Below are 20631 nucleotides of genomic sequence, written 5' to 3'. Positions count from 1 at the left end.
AACATCAACGAGAAGGGCACTAAATACTTCCACGCCAACTCCACTGGCGCCGACTCCGAAGCTACCGGCGTCGATTCCGTGGCCATCGGCATGGGCGCAGTCGCCAGCCATGACGGCAGCATTGCCCTGGGCGCCAACTCCGTCGCTGACGGCAGCACCCTGAGCAAGGAAGCCTACCTGGTTGGCGGTACCGCCAAAGGTGAGGTCAACATCGGCGACCGCCGCATCACTGGCCTGTCGGCCGGCGCGGAAGATACCGATGCGGTCAACGTGGCCCAGCTGAAGCGGGTGGCTACCGAGTCCGTGGCCAACGCCGTGCAGTACGACGGCGACGACCACCAGACCATTACCTTGTCGGGCGGCAACACCTACAACTCCGTCACCAAGCAGGGCGGCACCCGCATCAAGAACGTCGCGGCTGGCGTGGATGGCGGCGATGCGGTGAACGTCGACCAGCTCAATGACACCGTGGATGGCGCGAAGACCCGCTACTACAGCGTCAACGACAAAGGCACCATTGGCGGCAACTACAACAACGATGGCGCCACTGGCGTCAACTCCCTGGCCGCCGGCGTAGGTGCGTTTGCCAGCGGCGCCAACGGTCTGGCGATGGGCTCCAGAGCCGCCGCCACCGGTGCGAGCGGTATTGCACTGGGCAACGACTCTTCCGCCAGCGGCCGTTATTCCATGGCGATTGGTGGAGGCAGTGAGGCGTCATTCGCCAACTCCGTTGCCATTGGCTATGCGAGCAAGACCACCCGTGCGAACAGCGTATCGGTTGGCAACCGCCAGATCACCGATGTTCGCTCTGGTATCGAAGATAACGATGCGGTGAACCTGGCGCAGGTCAAGGGGCTATTGGCTGATCTGGGCGGTGGGCTCAACGAGGCGATCCAGCAAACGCAGAGCCTGTTCTCCTCGGCCCAGGGTTCCTCGCTCTCGCCGACTCAGAACGTGGCAAGCGCTGATGCACAGGCGCCTTCGCAGCAGCCGCTGATGAGCGGCAACGGTCAGTTGCAGAGCGTCGCCCCGGGAATGGCGTTCTTCCACACCAACTCCGACCTCGACGATATTGCGGATGCGCAGGCCACGGGCACCAACAGCATCGCCATCGGTGGCAACACCCGGTCTGCCGGGGTGGACAGCGTTGCCATTGGCGTCGAGACCGTTGCTGGGGGCATGAGCGATGTCGCGCTGGGCACCGGGGCAGTTACCGGTCCGACTGACCAGGGCTTTGAAGGCTCTGGTGGTGTTGCGCTGGGTGCAAACTCCACGGCGTTGGGTGGCAGTACCGCCATCGGCTACATGGCTTCGACTTCCAAGGAAAACCAGGTGGCCATCGGTACCGGTGCCAAGGTTTCCGGAGGGGGCGGGGCAGGCACTGCCATTGGCGTTGCAGCTGCCGTGACCGGCAACTCCGGCGTTGCTATCGGCAACCTGGCCACAGCCAGCGGCAGCCAGTCGCTGGCCCTGGGCACCCTGACCAGCGCTACCAGCACGACTTCCGTTGCGCTGGGCTACATGGCGAATGGCAGCAAGGTGAACTCGGTAGCCCTCGGCGCATACTCGGTTACCAAGTTCGGTCCGCAGGTGAATTACACGGCTGCCATGCTGAGTGCCCCGCAGACCTCCGTGGGTGAGATCGGCGTCGGCACCGCCAACGGCCAGCGCACCATCAGCGGTGTGGCGGCAGGTGCGGATGACCACGATGCGGTCAACGTGCTGCAGCTCAAGGCAGTCACTGCCGGCTCGGTGGCCGATGCGGTGATGTACGACAGCGCCAGCCACGACAAGATCACCCTGGGCGGCGGCGAGAGCGGCGCGACCCTCACCAACCTGGCCGCTGGCGAGCTTTCCGCCGACAGCACCGATGCGGTGAACGGCTCGCAACTGTTCGCAACCAACGAGATCGTCAACAACCTGTCCGGCGACATCACCAACATCGCGGGTGACGTGACCACCATCGGTGACACCGTCACCAACATGTACGAAACCGGCACCCAGTACTTCCACGCCAATTCCACTGGCGCCGACTCCCAGGCAACTGGCGTCGATTCCGTGGCCATCGGCATGGGTGCGGTTGCCAGCCATGACGGCAGCATCGCCCTGGGCGCCAACTCCGTCGCGGACGGCAGCACCCTGGGTAACGAAGCCTACCTGGTCGGCGGTACCGCCAAGGGCGAAGTCAACATCGGCGACCGCCGCATCACTGGCCTGTCGGCCGGCGCGGAAGATTCCGATGCGGTCAACGTCGCTCAGCTGAAGATGGTCACTGCCGGCTCGGTGGCCGATGCGGTGATGTACGACAGCGGCAGCCACGACAAGATCACCCTGGGCGGCGGCGACAGCGGCGCAACCATCACCAACCTGGCCGCTGGCGAGCTCTCCGCTTCCAGCACCGACGCGGTGAACGGTTCGCAGCTGTACGTAACCAACGAGATCGTCAACAACCTGTCCGGCGACATCACCAGCATCACCGGTGATATTACCAACCTGACGGGTGACGTAACCAACCTGGGCGACACCATCACCAACATCAACGAGAAGGGCACCAAGTACTTCCACGCCAACTCCACGGGTGCCGACTCCAAGGCAACTGGCGTCGACTCCGTGGCCATCGGCATGGGCGCGGTCGCCAGCCATGATGGCAGCATTGCCCTGGGTGCCGGTTCCATCGCGGACGGCAGCACGCTGAGCAATGAAGCCTACCTGGTGGGCGGCACCGCCAAGGGTGAAGTCAACATCGGCAATCGCCGTATCACTGGCCTGTCGGCTGGTGCCGGTGACAGCGATGCGGTCAACGTCGCACAGCTGAAGCAGGTCACCGCAGGTTCGGTGGCGGATGCCGTGATGTACTCCGACGGCAACCACGATCTGATCACCCTCGGCGGCACCACCTACAACAGCAAGAGCAAGTCCGGCGGCGCGAAGATCACCAACGTGGCTCGCGGCGAGGCGGACAGCGATGCGGTGAACATGTCTCAGCTCAAAGAGACCAACGCCAACGTCGTCAACCTGGACAACCGCGTTACCAACATCGAAGGCAGCGTGACCAACGTCTTCAATGGCGGTACCAAGTACTTCCACTCGAACTCCACCAAGGCCGACTCGGCGGCTACCGGTGCAGATTCGGTGGCGGTCGGTCCGCAGGCTCTGGCGGCAGGCGCAAGCTCGGTGGCCATGGGCGACTCGGCCAGCAGCAGCGGTGACAACGCCGTCGCGCTGGGCAGCTCGACCGACGCCAAGGGCGCGGCGTCCGTTGCCATTGGCGACGGCGCCCGTACCACTGACGTTGCCGCGAACTCCGTGGCGCTGGGTGCTGGTTCGGTTGCTGAGGAAGCCAATACCGTTTCGGTGGGCAGCAAAGGTAACGAGCGCCGCATTACCAACCTGGCAGCGGGTGTGAACGACACCGATGCGGTCAACGTGGCACAGCTCAACGGCGTCGAGTCGAAGATCACCAACGTTACGGGTGACGTGACCAACGTCGACAAGCGTGTCACCAGGATCGAAACCGGTGACGCCGGCATGTTCCAGGTCAACCAGACCAACGCGGCGGTGGCTCCGAAGGCTACTGGCGTGGATGCGGTCGCGGGTGGCTCGGGGGCTGAGGCTTCCGGCGCGAAGAGCGTGGCGATCGGCACCAAGTCCAAGGCTTCGGGTACGAACTCGGTGGCCATGGGTAACGGCGCCAGCTCGACTGCCAGCAACTCCGTGGCACTGGGTGCCAATTCCGTGGCGGATCGCGACAACTCCGTCTCGGTGGGCAGCGCCGGCGCTGAGCGTCAGATCACCCATGTGGCGGATGCTTCGGCGGACACCGATGCCGTCAACCTGCGTCAGCTCAATGCAGCGACCAGTGGCTTCAACGACAGCATCAACCAGGCCTACAGCGATCTGAAACACGACCTGAACAAGCAGGACGACATCCTCAGCGCCGGCATCGCTGGTGCCCTGGCTGCCGCAACCCTGCCGCAACCCTACGTGCCGGGCGCCAGCATGGCGTCTGTGGGCATGGGCAACTACCGCGGTCAGCAAGCCCTGGCCATCGGTGTGTCGCGCATCTCCGACAACGGCAAGTGGGTCACCAAGCTCAGCGGCAACCTGGACTCCCAGGGTGAGGCGGGCGTTTCGGTCGGCGTTGGCTACCAGTGGTAATCCGTCGCTCTTGAGAGCAGGGGCCCGGCTTGCGCCGGGCCCCTCCCAGATACAGTTTCGAGGTAATTGAACATGCACAAGCTATTCACTCCTGCCGCCCTGCGCCTGGCTCTGGTAGCAGGCGCTCTGGCGCTGGCCAGCGGTTGCGGTACGGTCAGCAAGGTCGACAGCGCCGGCAAGACCGACGACCCGATCTTCCCCGCCACGACTTCGGCGTCCATGCCGGAGGGTTCCTATGTGAACCTGGAAAACCTGGGCAAGATCGGCCCGGGCATGACCAAGAAACAGGTCATGGAACTGATCGGCCATCCGCAGTTCAGCGAAGGCATGGTTGGCGTGCGTGAGTGGGACTACATCCTCAAGTTCCGCCAGCCCGATGGCCAGCCGGACAAGGTCTGCCAATACAAGGTGCTGTTCGACAAGGACATGCTCGCCCAGTCGTTCCACTACCTGCCCAGCAACTGCATGGCTCCTGTGGAGAAGCATGAAGACAAGCAGCTGCAGCACATCACCCTGTCGGCCGACGCGACTTTCGGCTTCGGCAGCGCGGCATTGCGTCCGCAGGGTGTCGCCGCGCTGGATGACGTCGTGGCGAAGATGAAGCGGGTCCAGGTCACTGCCATCGAGATCGTTGGCTATACCGACCGCATCGGCAGCGTCGACAGTAACAACCAGCTGTCCTTCAACCGGGCCAATGCGGTGCGCAGCTACATGGTCGCGCAGGGCATACCCGCTTCGATCATCAACGTCGACGGTCGTGGCAGCGCCGAGCCGCTGGTGGAGTGCCCGGGGCCGAAGTCCCAGGCGGTCGTCGAGTGCCTGGCGCCCAATCGCCGCACCACCATTTCCATCGAAACCCAGATGTAACTTCTACGGCGACGGCAGCGCAATGCTGCCGTCGCCAGACCATTTCTCCCGGCACGCCTGATACGAGGCCTGCCGGTTCCCGACCCCGGAACGTGGGTTGGGTGCTACAAACTCCGAGGTAGACTCTCATGCAACTCAAGCCCCTGGCTGCCGCTTTCCTGATCGGTACCGCAGCGCTGTCCGGCTGCAAGCAGGAACACAAATCGGCTGCCACTGAACCCGCAGTGCCCGCCAAAGCCCAGGCGCAGGTCGATGCAACTGCTGACGACAGCATCCGTCTCGACATGCCGGCACTGCCGATCATCCGCAACGCGGTGTTCAGCCTGACGCCGACATTCGATGGCAAGCGCGACCCGCAGATCATGGCGCAGCTCTGTGGCCTGGCCCGTGGCGAGCTGACCCAGGAGCAGATCAATGCCTTCCTGCGCCAGCGTAATGTCGACCCGGCGAAACTGCCGCGCAATAACCAGGCTCAGGCGTTGCTGGTCAATGGCGACAAGGCGGGCCAGGCGCTTGCCTGTGCCGCTTACCTGGCAACCAGCGTGATGCTGCCGTCCGATGTCGGCGAGTTCGTCAAGAACGTCGAGGTCAAGGAAAAACCGTTGGCGGAAGCCGGCAAGACCAAGGGCAAGGCGAGCGAAAAGGCGGCGCCGGCGCCTGCTGCCAAGACCGTGCAACAGCTCGATGCCGCTGCCCTGGCGCAGGCGCTGCCGGTGAAGCTGGCCCTGGCCCGGACCAACGCGGATATCTTCGCGCTGATCGCCACGGAACTGGAGCGCGAGTCCGGTCTTTCTCTGGCCCAGTACCGCAACAAGGCCATGCAGCTGTTTGCGCGTCTGGCGCCGGTCTATCTGCAGCGGGTCAAGCAACAGATGCCGGGCGATAGCGTCAACTTCGAAATCCTGCGCCTGGAGGGTAACGCGCTGGCATTCCGCAGCACCGATGGCAGCCGTTTCGAATTCGATGGCAGCGATCTTCGTCTGGTCCAGAACGATGTGATGTGGTTCGGCGAGGGCAGGCTCCTGGGGCAGCAACATGTGCTCTCGGTGGCCTATTTCGACTCGTCCGTTGGCAAGCTGCTGGCTCCTGCGAAACCTTGATGCTGCTTGCGATAGCCGCAAGGAAAGCCCGGCATTGGCCGGGCTTTTTCATGGTGGCGGGTTATTTCAGCTGCAGCCAGATCGGTGCGTGGTCCGAGGGCTTTTCCATGCCGCGGATGTCGTAGTCCACGCCGGTCTCGGCAATCCTTCCGCGCAGGGCTTCGGAGGCGAGGATGACGTCGATGCGCAGGCCGCGCTTGGGTGTGTCCTCGAAGCCGCGGCTGCGGTAGTCGAACCAGCTGAAGCGGTCGTCCACGCTCGGGTTCTGCAGGCGGAAGCTGTCCACCAGGCCCCAGCCCTTGAGGCGCGCCAGCCATTCGCGCTCTTCCGGCAGGAAGCTGCACTTGCCGGTCTTCAGCCAGCGCTTGCGGTTCTCCTCGCCGATGCCGATGTCACAGTCTTCCGGCGAGATGTTGATGTCGCCCATCACCACCAGCGGCTGGTCGGGCTTGAAGCGGGTTTCCAGCAGGTCCTGCAGGTCGGCGTAGAAGCGCTGTTTGGCGGGGAATTTCACCGGGTGGTCGCGGCTTTCACCCTGGGGGAAGTAGCCGTTCATCACGGTGATGTGCTGGCCTTCGGCATCCTTGAAGGTGCCCCAGATGAAGCGGCGCTGGGAGTCTTCGCCGTCGTTGGGGAAGCCGCGCTGCAGCTCCAGCGGTTCCTGGCGGGAGAGCAGGGCGACGCCGTAATGGCCTTTCTGCCCGTGGTAGTGCACGTGGTAGCCCAGGGCCTCGATTTCCTCGCGGGGGAACTGCTCGTCGGCGACCTTGGTTTCCTGCAGGCCGATGACGTCCGGCTGGTGGCGTTCGATGATGGCCTGGAGCTGGTGGGGACGTGCGCGCAAACCGTTGATATTGAAGGAGACGATTTTCATCCTGGACGTCCTGGCAAAAGGAGGATGCTAGCCCAAGCTGGCCGATCCTGGCGACCCCGGCGCGACGCTGCTAGGGTTCTGGGGCTGGGCCAGAACCATAACAACAAGAGGCGTCCGCATGCCTGATACCCTTGCCGAAGTCCGTCTGCTGGACAGTGGTTACAGCCGTGAAGTCCGTTCGCTGCTGTACCACGCCTACCGCCATGAACCCACCTTCGCCTACCTGTTCGAGTCTGATCGCGCCGGCTTCGACCAGCGGGTGCGCGCTACCGTCCGCGAGCTGGTCAACCAGCATTTCCTCGAAGAGCTGCCGGCCATCGGGCTGCTGCTGGAGGACCGCGTGGTCGGCGTGGCGCTGATCGTGCCGCCGCAACGCCGTCTGGATGTCACCGAGAGCTGGTTCTGGCGCATGCGCATGTTGCTGACCACCGGCCTGGGTTGCACCCGACGCTATCTGGACTACCACGCGGCGGTGCTCGGTTGCCTGCCGCCGGGGCCGTATCACTTGCTGCCGCTGATCGGTATCCACCCCGAGTTCCAGGGTAAGCATCTGGGCGAGCAACTGCTCGATGCCCTGCATGCCTGGTGTGCCGAGGATGGCGGGTCACAAGGCCTGGTGCTGGACACCGGCAACGCGCGCTACCTGGAGTTCTACCGGCGCCATGGCTACCGGGAGCTGGGTGAGGTGGCGCTGGGGCCGATCCGCGAGCACGTGCTGTTCCACCCCAATCCTGTGGTGGAAGCGCAGCAGGGCACGCAGCTCTGAGGTGACGCTCAGTTGGTCGCCAGGGCAGGGCAGTAGGGCGTCGGGTCCAGCGGCCAGATCGGCTTGTCGGCGCTGTCCACCAGCTGTGCGGCGCCGCATTCGGTGCGGCGCACGCTGAATTGCACCTTGCCCTGCAGGTCGCGCAGGCTCAGCAGGCCCTTCCAGTCCTGGCCCTGGATGGTCTTCAGGCTGTAGTCCCTGAGCAACCCGTGCCGAGTGTCGACTTCCAGCACCTGGCCGCGCGCCGGCACGACGAGGCGCCCTTGCAGGTCATAGAGCGCGGCAGGGGCGTCGGCGGCGAGGCTGGCCTGGCTACGCAGGAAGCGGCCGCTGGGGTCGAGGCTGAAACCAATGGCGTCCCGCGGCGCGACCAGGCGGATGGCGGAGCGATCCACAACGCCGACGGCGGGAAGCTCGGCCGGCTCGCCCTGGTAGGTCAGGCGAATCCGCGGCGAGTGCCGATCACTGAAGAGGAACAGGCCCTGGCCCAGAGCGCCTATCTGCTCGTAGATCGGCGCAAGGATCTCCTTGCCGTCGTCAGTACTGAAAATCCCGCGTGTCATCTGCATGGGCGCCGGATAGTGGCCGATCATCGCGTAACCCGGCACGTGGTGGCCCTGGCCCAGCAGCGAGATGCCCGCCTGGTCGGCGAAATCATAGGTGGGCTCGAGCTTCCACTGTCCCTGGCGATCGATCAGGCCGTACTGGCCGAACAGGCTGGAGCCGTCCTGGCGCCACTCCTGGGTCATGGCTCCCTGTTTGCCGAACGGCAGGCAGTTGACGAAGCGCGCTTCGATGGCGATGCGCCCTTGATAGTCGAGGTAGCCGCAGGGCTTGTCCTGTGCTTCGCGGAAGGCCACCAGACCCTGACTGGGGATGCCCAGCCAGGGGTACTTGAGACCGAACAACGCGGTGCCGCTGCTGTCCGCCAGGCCGAACAGCCCGCCTGCGCTGACCACTGAATAGCCCTGGTTCTGCGGGCCTATATGGTCATAGGCGACCGGTTGTTGTGCGCCGCTGCCCAGGTCGATCACCCAGTTCACCGTGCCGCGCCGGGCCATCAGCAGTTGTGGCTTGCCTGCGCCGTCACCCTGGGTCTGGATCCAGTCGTAGACGGCTTCCGTGCGCAGCTTGCCGTGGGTGTCCATCACGCCCTGCCAGCCATCGATTTCGTAGACGATGTAGCGGCCATCGCTGCCTGGCGTGAGGCGGTCGAAGCGCGGCGCGATGACTTCTTCGCCCTGGCGGTCCATCACCCCGTAAAGACCGTCGCGGGCAAAACCGAACAGCTGGTTCGGCAGCAGGATCAGCTCATTGGTAAAGGCGTGCTTGAGTACCTTGCTTCCGTCGAGGCTGACCAGGTCCCAATGGCCGTTGCGTGACGCGAAGACCGGGCTGGCGAGGTCGGTGGCCAGGATGTTGCCGAAGTCGTTGTCGAAGCCGAGCAGTACCTTGCCGTCCGGGGCGAGCACGCCGCATTGCCCGTTCAGGCAGAGCGCTGTGGCGGGCTGGTTGACCGGGACGGCGGTGGTTTGGCTGTCGGTTGCGGCGGGCTTGCAGGCGGCCAGGGCGAGCAGCGAGGCGGCCAGGGCAGCCAGGTGGAGAGGGTGGATCTTGCACTTGTTCATCGAGGCTGGGAGTCGAGGATCGGAAGGGAACCAGTCTGCAAGAGCTTCCATCACGGCCTGGAGACGAAAGTCCCGATAGGTTTTGTAGGACTGTTCTGTTGTTGCGCGCGCCCACGTTGTAGGGATTCCATTCGGCTATTCTCCTGCCCCCCTTGCCCTGGACGTCTTGAATCGAGCATTCCCGTGCTAGCATTTCGCGCCATGAGAGTTGTCCAAGGATTGCTTGGGCTGCTGCTGGTAATGACCTTCTGCTTGCAGAGGGTGCTGGCGGCCGAAGCCCACCTCGATGTTCGCATCACCCCCGCCAACGCCGCGCTCAAGGCCAATATAGAGGCCTATCTGGGCAGCCTTGGCGAGCGTGATGTGGCGGCCCTGCAACGGTTCCGGCGCAACGCGGTCGAGCAGGCGCAGCGTGCCGCCCAGGCGTTGGGCTACTACCAGGCACGGATCCGCGCCCGCGTGCGGGACGACAAGGTGCCCACCTTGCGCATCAACGTCACGCCCGGCGAACCCATTCACCTGCGCAACGTGACCATTCGCGTCGACGGGCCGGCGGCGCAGTTCAAGAGCTTCCGCGTGCCCGGTGGCGACGCGCTGAAACCAGGGGCGCAGCTCAACCACGGCGCCTACGAGGATGCCAAGCGGCTGATCCAGAACCAGGCCTCGCGCTTCGGCTTCTTCCGCGGCCAGTTCACCCAGCAGCAGCTGCGCGTCGACCCCGAGGCCGGCGTCGCCGACATCGACCTGGTGTATGCCAGCGGGCCGCGCTACCGGCTGGGCAAGGTCGACTTCGCTGGCGATTTCCCCTTCGACGAGGACCTGCTGCAGCGCATGGTGCCGTTCAAGGAAGGCGCCGACTACGACTCCGAGCAGATCGCCGACCTCAACCAGGCGCTGCAGTCCAGCGGCTACTTCGATGGCGTGCGGGTGGATGCCGCGCCGACCAACGCCGACGGCGAGGTGGTGCCGGTGCATGTCCACCTGGAGGCGCGCAAGCCGCGCACCATGGGGCTCGGCCTGGGCTTCTCGACCGACGTCGGGCCGCGCGCGCGGGCGACCTGGACGCGCCACTGGGTCAACCCGCAGGGCCACAGCCTGGGCTTCGAGGCAGAAGTCTCGGCGCCACGGCAGAACGTCGGCGCCTGGTACGAGATTCCCCTGGACCCGCCGCTCACCGACAAGCTGCGCTTCACCAGCGGCTACCAGTACGAAGACCTGGTGGACACCGAAAGCAAGCTGCTGACCCTCGGCGGCGAGTGGCACCACAAGCTCGACAGCGGCTGGCAGCGGGTCATCTCGCTGAACTGGCAGCGCGAGGAATACAAGCTGGGTGACGACAATGGCACCAGCAGCTTCCTGATGCCGGGCATCGGCTACTCGATCCTCAAGGCCGACAACAAGATCGACCCTGGCCAGGGCTATCGCCTGCAGTTCGAAGTGAAGGGCGCCAAGGAGGGGCTGATGGCGGATGCCGACGTGGCCCACATCAACGCCATGGCCAAGGGCGTGACCAGTTTCTGGGGAGGGCAGCGTTTGCTCGGTCGCTTCCAGGTCGGCGGCATCGCCACCAACAACTACAGTGCCATCCCGCCGTCGCTGCGCTTCTTCGCTGGTGGTGACCAGAGCGTGCGCGGCTACGACTACCAGACCCTGTCGCCGAAGAACTCCGACGGCGACCGCATCGGTGGCCGCTACATGGTCGCCGGCAGCGTCGAGTACCAGTACCCCATCGCCGAGCGCTGGCGCATCGCGGCTTTCGTCGACCAGGGCAACTCGTTCAACTCGCTGGATTTCCCCTCGATCAAGACCGGCGTCGGCATCGGCATCCGCTGGATTTCCCCGGTGGGCCCGCTGCGCCTGGACCTCGCCGACGGCCTCGATGAGGACGGCGGCATCCGCCTGCACTTCTCCATGGGGCCGGAACTGTGAGCCGCGCGGGCTGGATGCGCGCTTTGCGCTGGAGTATCGGCAGTCTGCTCGGGCTGATCCTGCTGCTGGTCATCGCCGTGGCGGCCCTGCTCGGCACGCCCGCCGGCAGCCGTGCGGTGCTGAGCTGGGTGCCGGGCCTGAGCGTCGAGGACTTCGACGGCCGTCTCGCCGGTGGCTTCAGCGCCAGACGCCTGGAGTGGAGCGACGGCGCCACTCACCTGGTGCTCGACCAGCCGCAGATCGACTGGTCGCCGGCCTGCCTGCTGCGCATGACCCTGTGCCTGCACAAGGTCGTCGCCAATGAAGTGCTGCTGACCCTGCCGCCCAGCGAGCCAAGCGAATCCTCCGGGCCCATCGAGCTGCCCGATCTCAGCCTGCCGCTGTCGCTGGAACTGGGCGATATCCGCATCGGCCGCTTCCTCCTCGATGGCCAGGAACAGCTGCGCGACGCCGAGCTGGCGGCGCACTGGGACCATGAAGGCCTGCACATCGACTCGGTGAAGCTCGCCCGCGACGGCCTCAACCTGTCGCTCAAGGGCCTGCTCAAGCCGACCCAGGGCTGGCCGCTGGAAGCCGAAGGCACGCTCGGCCTGCCGGCGCCGGGCGACAAACCCTGGTCGCTGCAACTGCAGGCCAGGGGCGAACTGATGGGCCACCTGAAGTTGCAGGCGCAGAGCAGCGGCTACCTGAACGGCAAGCTGGAGGGCGACCTGCAACCCCTGGCGGAGAACCTGCCGGCCACCGCGCTGGTGACCGCAGACGGCTTCAAGGCCGACGCCTCGCTGCCCGACACCCTGACGCTGAACCAGCTGCGACTGAACGCCAGCGGCAACCTCAAGGACGGCTACCAGCTGGCCGGCGCCGCCGTGCTGCCGGCCGAGGAAAGCCCGGTGGTGCTGACCCTGCGTGGCCGCGTCGACGCCGAGGGTGCGGATATCGCCGCGCTGGACCTGAGTGCGGACAAGGACCAGCGCGTGGCCGTGACCGGGCGCCTGGACTGGAAGGACGCCTTCGCCGCCAATGCCCAGCTCGACTGGCTGGACTTCCCCTGGCGCCGCCTCTACCCGCAGATCGACGAGCCGCCGGTGAGCGTGCACACCTTCAAGGCTGAGGTGAGCTACAGCGGTGGCGCCTACCTGGGCAACTTCGACGGCGCCTTCAAGGGGCCGGCCGGCGACTTCACCCTGGCCAGCCCGGTGTCCGGCAACCTCGCGGAAGTCTTCCTGCCGTCGCTGAAGCTGGTGGCGGGGCAGGGCAAGGCCGAAGGACACCTGAAAGTCGGTTTCGCCGATGCCGTTACCTGGGATGCCGCCCTCGATCTGTCCGACCTCGACCCGGCCTATTGGCTTGAGGAGATGCCCGGCCGTCTCGGCGGACCGGTACGCAGCAAGGGCTCGCTCAAGGGCGAGGTGCTGAACCTGGACGCCACTCTCGACCTGCAAGGGCGCCTGCGCGGCCAGCCGGCGACCTTCAAGGCCCAGGCCAACGCGGCGGGGCAGGCGTGGAAGGTCGATGACCTGATGCTGCAACTGGGCGACAACCGCGTCAGCGGGCAGGCCGCGCTGGACCAGCGCCTCTCCGGTCGCCTGGATATCGCCCTGAATCGCCTCGGCCAGCTCTGGCCGCAGCTGTTCGGCCAGGTCAGCGGTCGCCTCGATCTGGCCGGCACGCTGCAGGCGCCGCAAGGCCAGCTGAAGCTCGATGGCCAGCGCGTCGCTTTCGCCGACCAGGGCCTGCGTACGCTGGACCTCAGCGCCTCCCTGGATGCCGCCCAGCGCGGCCGGGTCAGCCTGACGGCCCAGGGCCTGCACAGCGGCGAGACGAATTTCGGCGTGCTCAAGCTCGACGGCAGCGGCGACCGCCAACGCCAGCAGCTGGCCCTCAACCTGCAAGGCAAACCGGTGCTGCTCGACCTTGGCCTGGACGGCAACTGGAACGGCAAGGACTGGCGCGGGCGCCTCGCCAAAGGCGACATCCAGAGCGGTGGCCAGGACTGGCGCCTGCAACAGCCGGCGCGCCTGGAGCGCCTGGCGGACGGGCGGATCAACCTCGGCGCCCACTGCTGGCAGTCCGGCCCGGCCAGCCTGTGCATGGAAGACCAGCGGCTGATGCCCGACCCGCGTCTGCGCCTGCACCTGCGCGAATTCCCGCTGGAAAGCCTGGCGCGCTGGCTGCCCGACGACTTCGCCTGGAAGGGCAAGCTCGACGGCGACGTCCAGCTCGACCTGCCGGCCAGCGGCCCCAACGGCTCCGTGCTGATCAACGCCAACAACGGCACCCTGCGCATCAAGGAGCAGGAAGACTGGGTCGATTTCCCCTACCAGCGCCTGCAGCTGGAAAGCCGCCTGACGCCCCGGCGCATCGACACCAGCCTGCAATTCCTCGGCGACAAGCTGGGCAGCCTGGAGGCCCAGGTGCAACTCGACCCGCGGCCCAAGGCCAAGCCGGTGAATGGCACCTTCCGCCTCAATGGCCTGGACCTCTCCGTGGCTCGCCCCTTCGCGCCGATGGTGGAAACCCTCAAGGGGCACCTCAATGGCAATGGCCAGATTTCCGGTGGCCTGCTGGCGCCTCGGGTCGATGGCGAACTGCAGATCAGCGATGGCGAGATATCCGGCGGCGACCTGCCGACCCGCTTCGAACAGCTGCAGGTCACCGCGCGGATCGCCGGCGAGCAGGTTGACCTGAGCGGCGGCTGGAAGGCCGGCGAGCACGGCAACGGCAGCCTCTCCGGGCGCATCGCCTGGGCCAGCGGGCTGGACGTCGACGTCAAGCTGCGCGGCAGTCGCCTGCCGGTGACGGTGGAGCCCTACGCCAACCTCGAAGTCGAGCCCGACCTGAGCGTGCAGATGGCCGGCGACAAGCTCGCGGTGTCCGGTTCGGTGCAGGTGCCGCGCGGTGCGATCATCGTTCGCCAGTTACCGCCATCGACGGTGAAGGTCTCCGACGACACCGTGATAGTCGGCGACAAGCAGGAGGCCAAGGCCGCCACCGCGCTGAACATGGACATCGAGGTCAACGTCGGCAGCGACAAGCTGACCTTCAGCGGCTTCGGCCTCAACGCCGAACTGGCCGGCCAGGTGCACATCGGCAACAACCTCGATACCCGCGGTGAGCTGCGCCTGAACAACGGCCGCTACCGTGCGTACGGGCAGAAGCTGACGATCCGTCGTGCGCGGCTGCTGTTCGCCGGACCCATCGACCAGCCGTACCTGGACGTCGAGGCAATCCGCAAGGTCGACGACGTGACCGCCGGCCTGCGCCTGACCGGCAGTGCCGAGCAGCCGCGCAGCGAGGTGTTCTCGGAACCGGCGATGAGCCAGCAGCAGGCGCTGTCCTACCTGGTGCTGGGGCGACCGATGTCCAGCGGCGAGGACAGCAACATGCTCGGCGAGGCGGCGCTGGCTCTGGGCCTGGCCGGCAGTGCGCCGCTCACCGGCGAGGTCGCCCAGCGCCTGGGCATCCAGGATTTCCAGCTGGACACCGAAGGCACCGGTAACAGTACCAGCGTGGTCGCCAGCGGCCAGCTCTCCGACCGCCTCAGCCTGCGCTATGGCGTCGGCGTGTTCGAGCCGGCCAACACCATCGCGCTGCGCTACCTGCTGAGCAAGAAGGTCTACCTGGAGGCCGCCAGCGGCCTGGCCAGCTCGCTGGACATCTTCTACAAGCGCGACTTCTGACGACCGCTTGTCCGGCGGTCTTCATGGCGTCTTAAGGAAGCCGCCGCAGACTCCCCAGCGCCGCCGTTCGCGGCGTCAGGGGAGTTGTCATGCGTCTGGACTTCGTCAGGGCCTACCTGCTCGAATTCATCAACAAGGGGTTTCCGGCCAGCCAGCTGCGCCGGCTGGCTTCGCGCGACCTGCTGCGCGGTAGCGCCGCCGGCCGCCAGGCCGCCCCGGCGCTGACCTCGGCCCTGCTGGAATGGTCGGCGCTGGAGCCGGCCGTGGTGCTGGATCGCCTGGAAAGCCGCCGCGACGGCCTGAGCGAAGGCGAGGCGGCGGAACGACGCCAGCGCGACGGGCTGAACGAAGTCGATCAGGATCGCCCGATCGGCGCCTGGCTGCACCTCTGGTACTGCTACTGCAACCCCTTCAACCTGCTGCTCAGCGTGCTGGCGGCGGTGTCCTGGTTCACCGGCGATGTCGAGGCGGCGCTGGTCATCGGCAGCATGGTGGCGATCTCCACGCTGCTGCGCTTCATCCAGGAAAAGCGCTCCAGCCGCGCTGCCGAGCGGCTCAAGGCGATGGTCAGCAATACCGCCACGGTGTTCCGCAGCACCGAAGGTAACGGCGCTCTGCAGCGCGTGGAGGTGCCGATCCGCCAACTGGTCTGCGGCGACCTGCTGTGGCTGTCGGCTGGCGACATGGTGCCGGCCGACGTGCGCCTGCTCAGCGCCAAGGATCTGTTCGTCGGCCAGGCCGCGCTGACCGGCGAATCCCTGCCGGTGGAGAAGTTCGCCCAGTTGCGTGACGCGCGCCAGGCCAACCCGCTGGAGCGCGACAGCCTGTGCTTCATGGGCACCACCGTGGTCAGCGGCTCGGCCCAGGCAGTGGTGATCGGCACCGGGCGGCGCACCTATTTCGGCTCCCTGGCCGAGCGGGTGATCGCCAGCGACCCGACACCCACGGCGTTCCAGGCCGGGGTCAACCGCGTCAGCTGGCTGCTGATCCGCTTCATGCTGGTGATGGCGCCGGTGGTCCTGCTGCTCAATGGCTTCACCAAGGGCGACTGGCTGCAGGCGGCGCTGTTCGCGCTGTCCATCGCCGTCGGCCTGACCCCGGAAATGCTGCCGATGATCGTCACCTCGACCCTGGCCAAGGGCGCGGTGGTGCTCAGCCGGCGCAAGGTGATCGTCAAGCGCCTGGATGCCATCCAGAACCTCGGCGCCATGGACATCCTCTGCACCGACAAGACCGGTACCCTGACCCAGGACCGCATCGTCCTCGAACGCCACACCGACGCCTTCGGCCAGGCGCAGGACCGCGTGCTGCAACTGGCCTTCCTCAACAGCCATTACCAGACCGGCCTGAAGAACCTGCTGGACGTTGCCGTGCTGGAACATGTCGAACTGCGCCAGGCGCTGAAGGTGGACAGCCGCTTCCGCAAGATCGACGAAATTCCCTTCGACTTCTCCCGCCGGCGCATGTCGGTGGTGGTCAGCGAGCGCGACGACCACCACCTGCTGATCTGCAAGGGCGCCCTGGAAGAAGTGCTGGCGGTGTGCGATTCGGTGGCGACTGCCGACGGCATCGAGCCGCTCACCGGGTCACGCTTGCAGCGCATCCGCGCGGTAGCTGATCAACTCAACCAGGATGGCCTGCGGGTGGTTGCCGTGGCGACCCGCGAGCTGCCGCCCACTCGCGACGCCTATGGCGTGGCCGATGAGCGCGAGCTGTGCCTGGCCGGCTACATCGCCTTCCTCGATCCGCCCAAGGAGACCACCGCCCCGGCCTTGCGCGCGCTGGCCGCCAGTGGCGTGGCGGTCAAGGTGCTGACCGGCGATAACGACCGGGTCAGCCAGAAGGTCTGCCGCGACGTGGGCCTGGCGGTGGCCGGCGTGCTGCTCGGCCCGCAGCTGGACGATCTGGACGATGCCGCCCTTGGCGAGCTGGCCGAACGTACCACGCTGTTCGCCAAGCTCACCCCCGGCCACAAGGAGCGCCTGGTGCGGGTGCTGCGCGAGCGCGGCCACGTGGTCGGTTTCCTCGGCGACGGCATCAACGACGCCCCGGCGCTGCGCACGGCCGACATCGGCATCTCGGTGGATTCGGCGGTGGACATCGCCAAGGAAGCCGCCGACCTGATCCTCCTGGAAAAGAGCCTGATGGTGCTGGAGGAGGGCGTCATCGAGGGGCGCCGCACCTTCGCCAACATGCTCAAGTACATCCGCATGACCGCCAGCTCCAACTTCGGCAACGTGTTCAGCGTGCTGGTGGCCAGCGCCTTCATCCCGTTCCTGCCTATGCTGCCGTTGCAGCTGCTGGTGCAGAACCTGCTCTACGACCTGTCGCAGGTCGCCATCCCCTTCGATCACGTCGATGACGAGCTGCTGCGTCGGCCGCAGCAGTGGAATCCCGCCGGCATCGGGCGCTTCATGCTGTTCTTCGGGCCGATCAGCTCGATCTTCGACATCGCCACCTTCCTCCTGCTCTGGCACGTGTTCGGCGCCGATTCGCCGGAGCGCCAGGCGCTGTTCCAGTCCGGCTGGTTTGTCGAAGGGCTGATCTCGCAGTTGCTGGTGGTGCACCTGATCCGCACCCGGCGCATTCCCTTCCTGCAGAGCCGCGCCGCCTGGCCCCTGCTGGGCATGACCCTGGCGCTGGTCGGCGTGGCGATCTTCCTGCCCATGGGGCCGCTGGCGCATTCCTTCCGCATGCAGGCCCTGCCGTCGGCGTTCTGGCCGTGGCTGGTGGCGATCCTGCTGGGCTACATGGCGCTGACGCAGGCCATGAAAGGCTGGTTCGCCCGCCGCCATGGCTGGCAGTGAGGCCCCGCAACCGACGGACGAAGCGCTGAGCCACTGGTCATTCGACATCGACGTTCAATACACTCGCGATATCCGTCTTCTCCTGTCGTGAGTCGTGATCTTGCCGCCGCAAGCCCCGCCACTGTCGTTTCCGTCCCGCGCACGCCTGACGTGCCTGGCCCTGCTGGGCCTGGCGCTACTGTCCGCGCCACTGGCCGCCTGCGAGAAGACCTTGCGCTGGGATGACGACCCGCCGTTCAGCATGGAACTGCCTGATGGCAGCGTCGGCGGCCTGTATGTCGAGCTGAACCGCGAGGTGCTGGAACGCCTGGGCTGCCGTGTGCGGATGGTCAAGCTGCCCTGGGCCCGGGCGCTGAAGGAGTTGGAACTGGGGCGGCTCGACGTGCTGCCCGGTGCCTTCCGCAAGCCCGAGCGCGAGGCCTACGCCTGGTTCTCCGGCACCGTGCTGCCGCCATCGCGCAACATCCTCTTCGTCCGCCGCGACCTGCCGCAGCGTGACAGCCTGCAGCAGTTGTCCGACCTTCCGGGCAGCGACTTCCGCCTGGGTGCGCAGATCGACGTGTCCTACGGCGACTCCTACCGGCAACTGATGGCTGACCCGGACTTCGCCGCGCGGGTGTTCTTCAACCCCAGCCGCAGCAACCTCTGGCACATGGTCGACAAGGGCCGCATCGACGGCATCATCGCCGACGAGCACAGCGGCCAGTACGAGCTGCAACAGCTGGGCCTGGACCGCAACATCGAGCCGACGCGGGTGGTGGTGTCTGCGGAGTCCGCCGAGGTCGCCTTCAGCAAACGCACCCAGGACGAGGACTTCGTCCGGCGCTATGCGCAGACGCTGAAGACTCTGGTGGACGAGGGCGAGGATCGGCGCATCCTCCAGCACTACGTCAGCAACTGACCGGTAACCAGTCGCTCAAGGCTTGCGCCAGAGATTGGTGCGGCGCGCCTTGGCTTCGTGTTCCTCGAACTGGTACTGGCCGACTTCCTCGGGCGTCTGTGCGTCGCTCTGGCGCCAGCGTGCCAGGCCGATGCTCAGCTGCGCCCGGCCGATATCCAGGGTATGGCCACAGTTCGGGCATTCCGCCGGCGTCACCCACACTGCGGCGCGCAGGCTGCCGTCTGCTTGCTGCTCGGCGTGCTTGAGCGTGGCGCTCTTGCCCAGCGAGAGCTGCACCAGGGCGGCGCGGGAGCGCTGGCCGAAGGGTTTTTCCAGCTCCGGAGCATCGATGCCGCGCAGATGAATGGTGGTGTCGTTGCCGTCTGCACGCTGGCAGGTCAGCTGGTCGCCGCTGAAAACAGCGGTGACCTGGCACTCCTCATCCGCGATGGCGGTGAAGGGCAGGAAGGCGAGGGCGAGCAGGGCAACGGGAACGAAACGCATGGGACCTCCGGTGGACCCCGTCAGCATAACCGCTGCAAGCGTCCACCGGAGGCCCGATGCCGAGCTTTTACTGGATCAGCGCCATCACCTCTTTGCTGTAGCGCCCGCCAGCCGCCGCGCCGGCCGGGAAGATCGCATCCAGCTCCAGCAGCTCCGCCCGGGTCAGCGCCAGGTCGACGGCGGCGACGTTCTCCTCCAGGTACTTGCGCTGCTTGGTGCCGGGGATCGGTACCAGATGCTCGCCCTGGGCCAGTACCCAGGCCAGCGCCAGCTGCGACGGTCTCACGCCGCGGGCGGCGGCCAGTTCGGCGACCTTGTCCACCAGTTGCAGGTTCTTCGCGAAGTTCTCCCCGGTAAAGCGCGGGCTGGAGCGGCGGTAGTCGTCCGCCGCGAAGTCATCCGGGCTTTTCAGTGCGCCGGTGAGGAAGCCACGGCCCAATGGGCTGTAAGGCACGAAGCCGACACCCAGGCGCTCGCAGGCGGCCAGCACGCCGTTTTCCTCCGGGTCGCGGGTCCACAGCGAATACTCGCTCTGCAGCGCGGTGATCGGGTGGACCTGGTGCGCGCGCTCCAGCGTTTCTGCTGAGGCTTCGCTCAGACCCAGGTAGCGCACCTTGCCGGCCTTCACCAGTTCGGCCAGGGCGCCGACGGTTTCCTCGATGGGCACCTTGGGGTCGACGCGATGCTGGTAGTAGAGGTCGATGTGGTCGGTGCCCAGGCGTTTCAGGCTGCCTTCCACGGCCTGGCGGATGTATTCCGGGCTGCCGTTGGCGCCGCGCACCTGGGGTTGTTCCGGGGTTCGCACGATGCCGAACTTGGTGGCGAGGAACACCTGCTCGCGCTTGCCCTTCAGGGCGCGGCCGAGCAGCTCCTCATTGGTGTGCGGGCCATAGATGTCGGCGGTGTCGAGCAGGGTGATGCCCAGTTCCAGCGCGCGGTGCAGGGTGGCGATGGATTCCTGCTCGTCGCTGCCGGTGGTGTAGAAGTCGGACATGCCCATGCAGCCGAGGCCGATGGCGGAAACGACGGGGCCTTGCGAGCCCAGGCGACGGGTCTTCATAGGAGGATTCTCCGGGTGGGAAAGAGTGGCAGGACCATTCTTGTTGTTTGTCCGGCATGGATAAACCGGCGGATTACGGTTTAACTATTCGGTCTGGATGAATAATCGGAGTGCGCCATGGACCGCTTGCAGGCCATGCAGGTCTACACCCGCATCGTCGAACTCAAGGCCTTCGGCAAGGCGGCGGACAGCCTGCAGTTGCCGCGCGCCAGCGTGACCCAGCTGATCCAGCAACTGGAGACGCACCTGGGCGTTCAGTTGCTGCGCCGCACCACCCGACAGGTCAGCGTATCAACTTCTCGGCCTGCTCTGGCGTCGTCGACCAGACGATCGAGCACCAGTGCGCGTCGCCCTCCTTCGCCAGCGGCAGGAAGGCCA

At 66.2% G+C, this 20631-nt stretch carries 13 protein-coding genes; 9 read left to right on the top strand and 4 right to left on the bottom strand.

Annotation, left to right across the window (positions count from 1 at the left end; translation table 11 throughout):
• From QO207_RS30205 to QO207_RS30195, 3 genes are all read left to right on the top strand, one after another.
• Nucleotides 1–4158, top strand: a 4158-nt coding sequence (locus tag QO207_RS30205; RefSeq protein WP_301535927.1) for a YadA-like family protein, incomplete at its 5' end; no start/stop codon positions are given.
• A 72-nt stretch (nt 4159–4230) separates the two neighbouring features.
• Entirely contained in the window at nt 4231–5025 is a 795-nt protein-coding gene (locus QO207_RS30200; RefSeq protein WP_301535926.1) for an OmpA family protein, read from the top strand.
• Between the two features lie 128 nt (nt 5026–5153).
• Complete coding sequence (locus tag QO207_RS30195) at nt 5154–6125, top strand: hypothetical protein (RefSeq protein ID WP_301535925.1); 972 nt, start codon at nt 5154–5156, stop codon at nt 6123–6125.
• Between the two features lie 61 nt (nt 6126–6186).
• Here QO207_RS30195 and xthA read toward each other — a convergent pair whose 3' ends face one another.
• Nucleotides 6187–6999 (bottom strand): exodeoxyribonuclease III, encoded by an 813-nt coding sequence (xthA, locus tag QO207_RS30190; RefSeq protein WP_301535924.1) that lies wholly within the window; start codon nt 6997–6999, stop codon nt 6187–6189.
• Nucleotides 7000–7117: 118 nt separating this feature from the next.
• On the opposite strand from xthA, the gene QO207_RS30185 reads away from it, so the two are divergent.
• Nucleotides 7118–7765: an N-acetyltransferase gene (locus QO207_RS30185; RefSeq protein ID WP_301535923.1), complete on the top strand. Its 648-nt coding sequence runs from the start codon at nt 7118–7120 to the stop codon at nt 7763–7765.
• Between the two features lie 8 nt (nt 7766–7773).
• On the opposite strand, the gene QO207_RS30180 is transcribed toward QO207_RS30185, so the two are convergent.
• Nucleotides 7774–9393, bottom strand: a complete 1620-nt coding sequence (locus tag QO207_RS30180) for a WG repeat-containing protein (RefSeq protein WP_301535922.1) — start codon at nt 9391–9393, stop codon at nt 7774–7776.
• A 240-nt stretch (nt 9394–9633) separates the two neighbouring features.
• Between QO207_RS30180 and QO207_RS30175 the strand changes: the two genes are divergently transcribed.
• The 4 genes from QO207_RS30175 to QO207_RS30160 all read left to right on the top strand — a co-directional run bounded on the left by QO207_RS30175 (nt 9634) and on the right by QO207_RS30160 (nt 18710).
• On the top strand, nt 9634–11322 hold the full coding sequence (locus QO207_RS30175; RefSeq protein WP_301535928.1) for an autotransporter assembly complex family protein: 1689 nt from the start codon (nt 9634–9636) through the stop codon (nt 11320–11322).
• A 14-nt stretch (nt 11323–11336) separates the two neighbouring features.
• Nucleotides 11337–15002, top strand: a complete 3666-nt coding sequence (locus tag QO207_RS30170; RefSeq protein WP_301535921.1) for a translocation/assembly module TamB domain-containing protein — start codon at nt 11337–11339, stop codon at nt 15000–15002.
• An 89-nt stretch (nt 15003–15091) separates the two neighbouring features.
• Nucleotides 15092–17809, top strand: a complete 2718-nt coding sequence (gene mgtA, locus QO207_RS30165; RefSeq protein ID WP_301535920.1) for a magnesium-translocating P-type ATPase — start codon at nt 15092–15094, stop codon at nt 17807–17809.
• A gap of 94 nt (nt 17810–17903) precedes the next feature.
• Nucleotides 17904–18710 carry an ABC transporter substrate-binding protein gene (locus QO207_RS30160; protein ID WP_301535919.1) on the top strand — a complete coding sequence of 269 codons (807 nt, stop codon included), beginning with the start codon at nt 17904–17906 and terminating at the stop codon, nt 18708–18710.
• A gap of 15 nt (nt 18711–18725) precedes the next feature.
• Here QO207_RS30160 and QO207_RS30155 read toward each other — a convergent pair whose 3' ends face one another.
• Both QO207_RS30155 and QO207_RS30150 read right to left on the bottom strand, forming a co-directional pair.
• Nucleotides 18726–19193: a thermonuclease family protein gene (locus tag QO207_RS30155; RefSeq protein ID WP_301535918.1), complete on the bottom strand. Its 468-nt coding sequence runs from the start codon at nt 19191–19193 to the stop codon at nt 18726–18728.
• Between the two features lie 67 nt (nt 19194–19260).
• The gene (locus tag QO207_RS30150) at nt 19261–20253 is read right to left on the bottom strand and encodes an aldo/keto reductase (RefSeq protein ID WP_301535917.1); all 993 of its coding nucleotides are present in this window, start codon (nt 20251–20253) and stop codon (nt 19261–19263) included.
• A 117-nt stretch (nt 20254–20370) separates the two neighbouring features.
• Here QO207_RS30150 and QO207_RS30145 point away from each other — a divergent pair.
• Nucleotides 20371–20631: LysR family transcriptional regulator (locus tag QO207_RS30145; RefSeq protein WP_301535916.1), on the top strand; the 261-nt coding region annotated here is incomplete at its 3' end.

The sequence above is a fragment of the Pseudomonas sp. CAN1 genome (assembly GCF_030462585.1).
Taxonomy (GTDB): Bacteria; Pseudomonadota; Gammaproteobacteria; order Pseudomonadales; family Pseudomonadaceae; genus Pseudomonas.
Note: the sequence above shows the minus strand (reverse complement) of the source record. Positions and strands in the feature narration are given on the sequence as shown.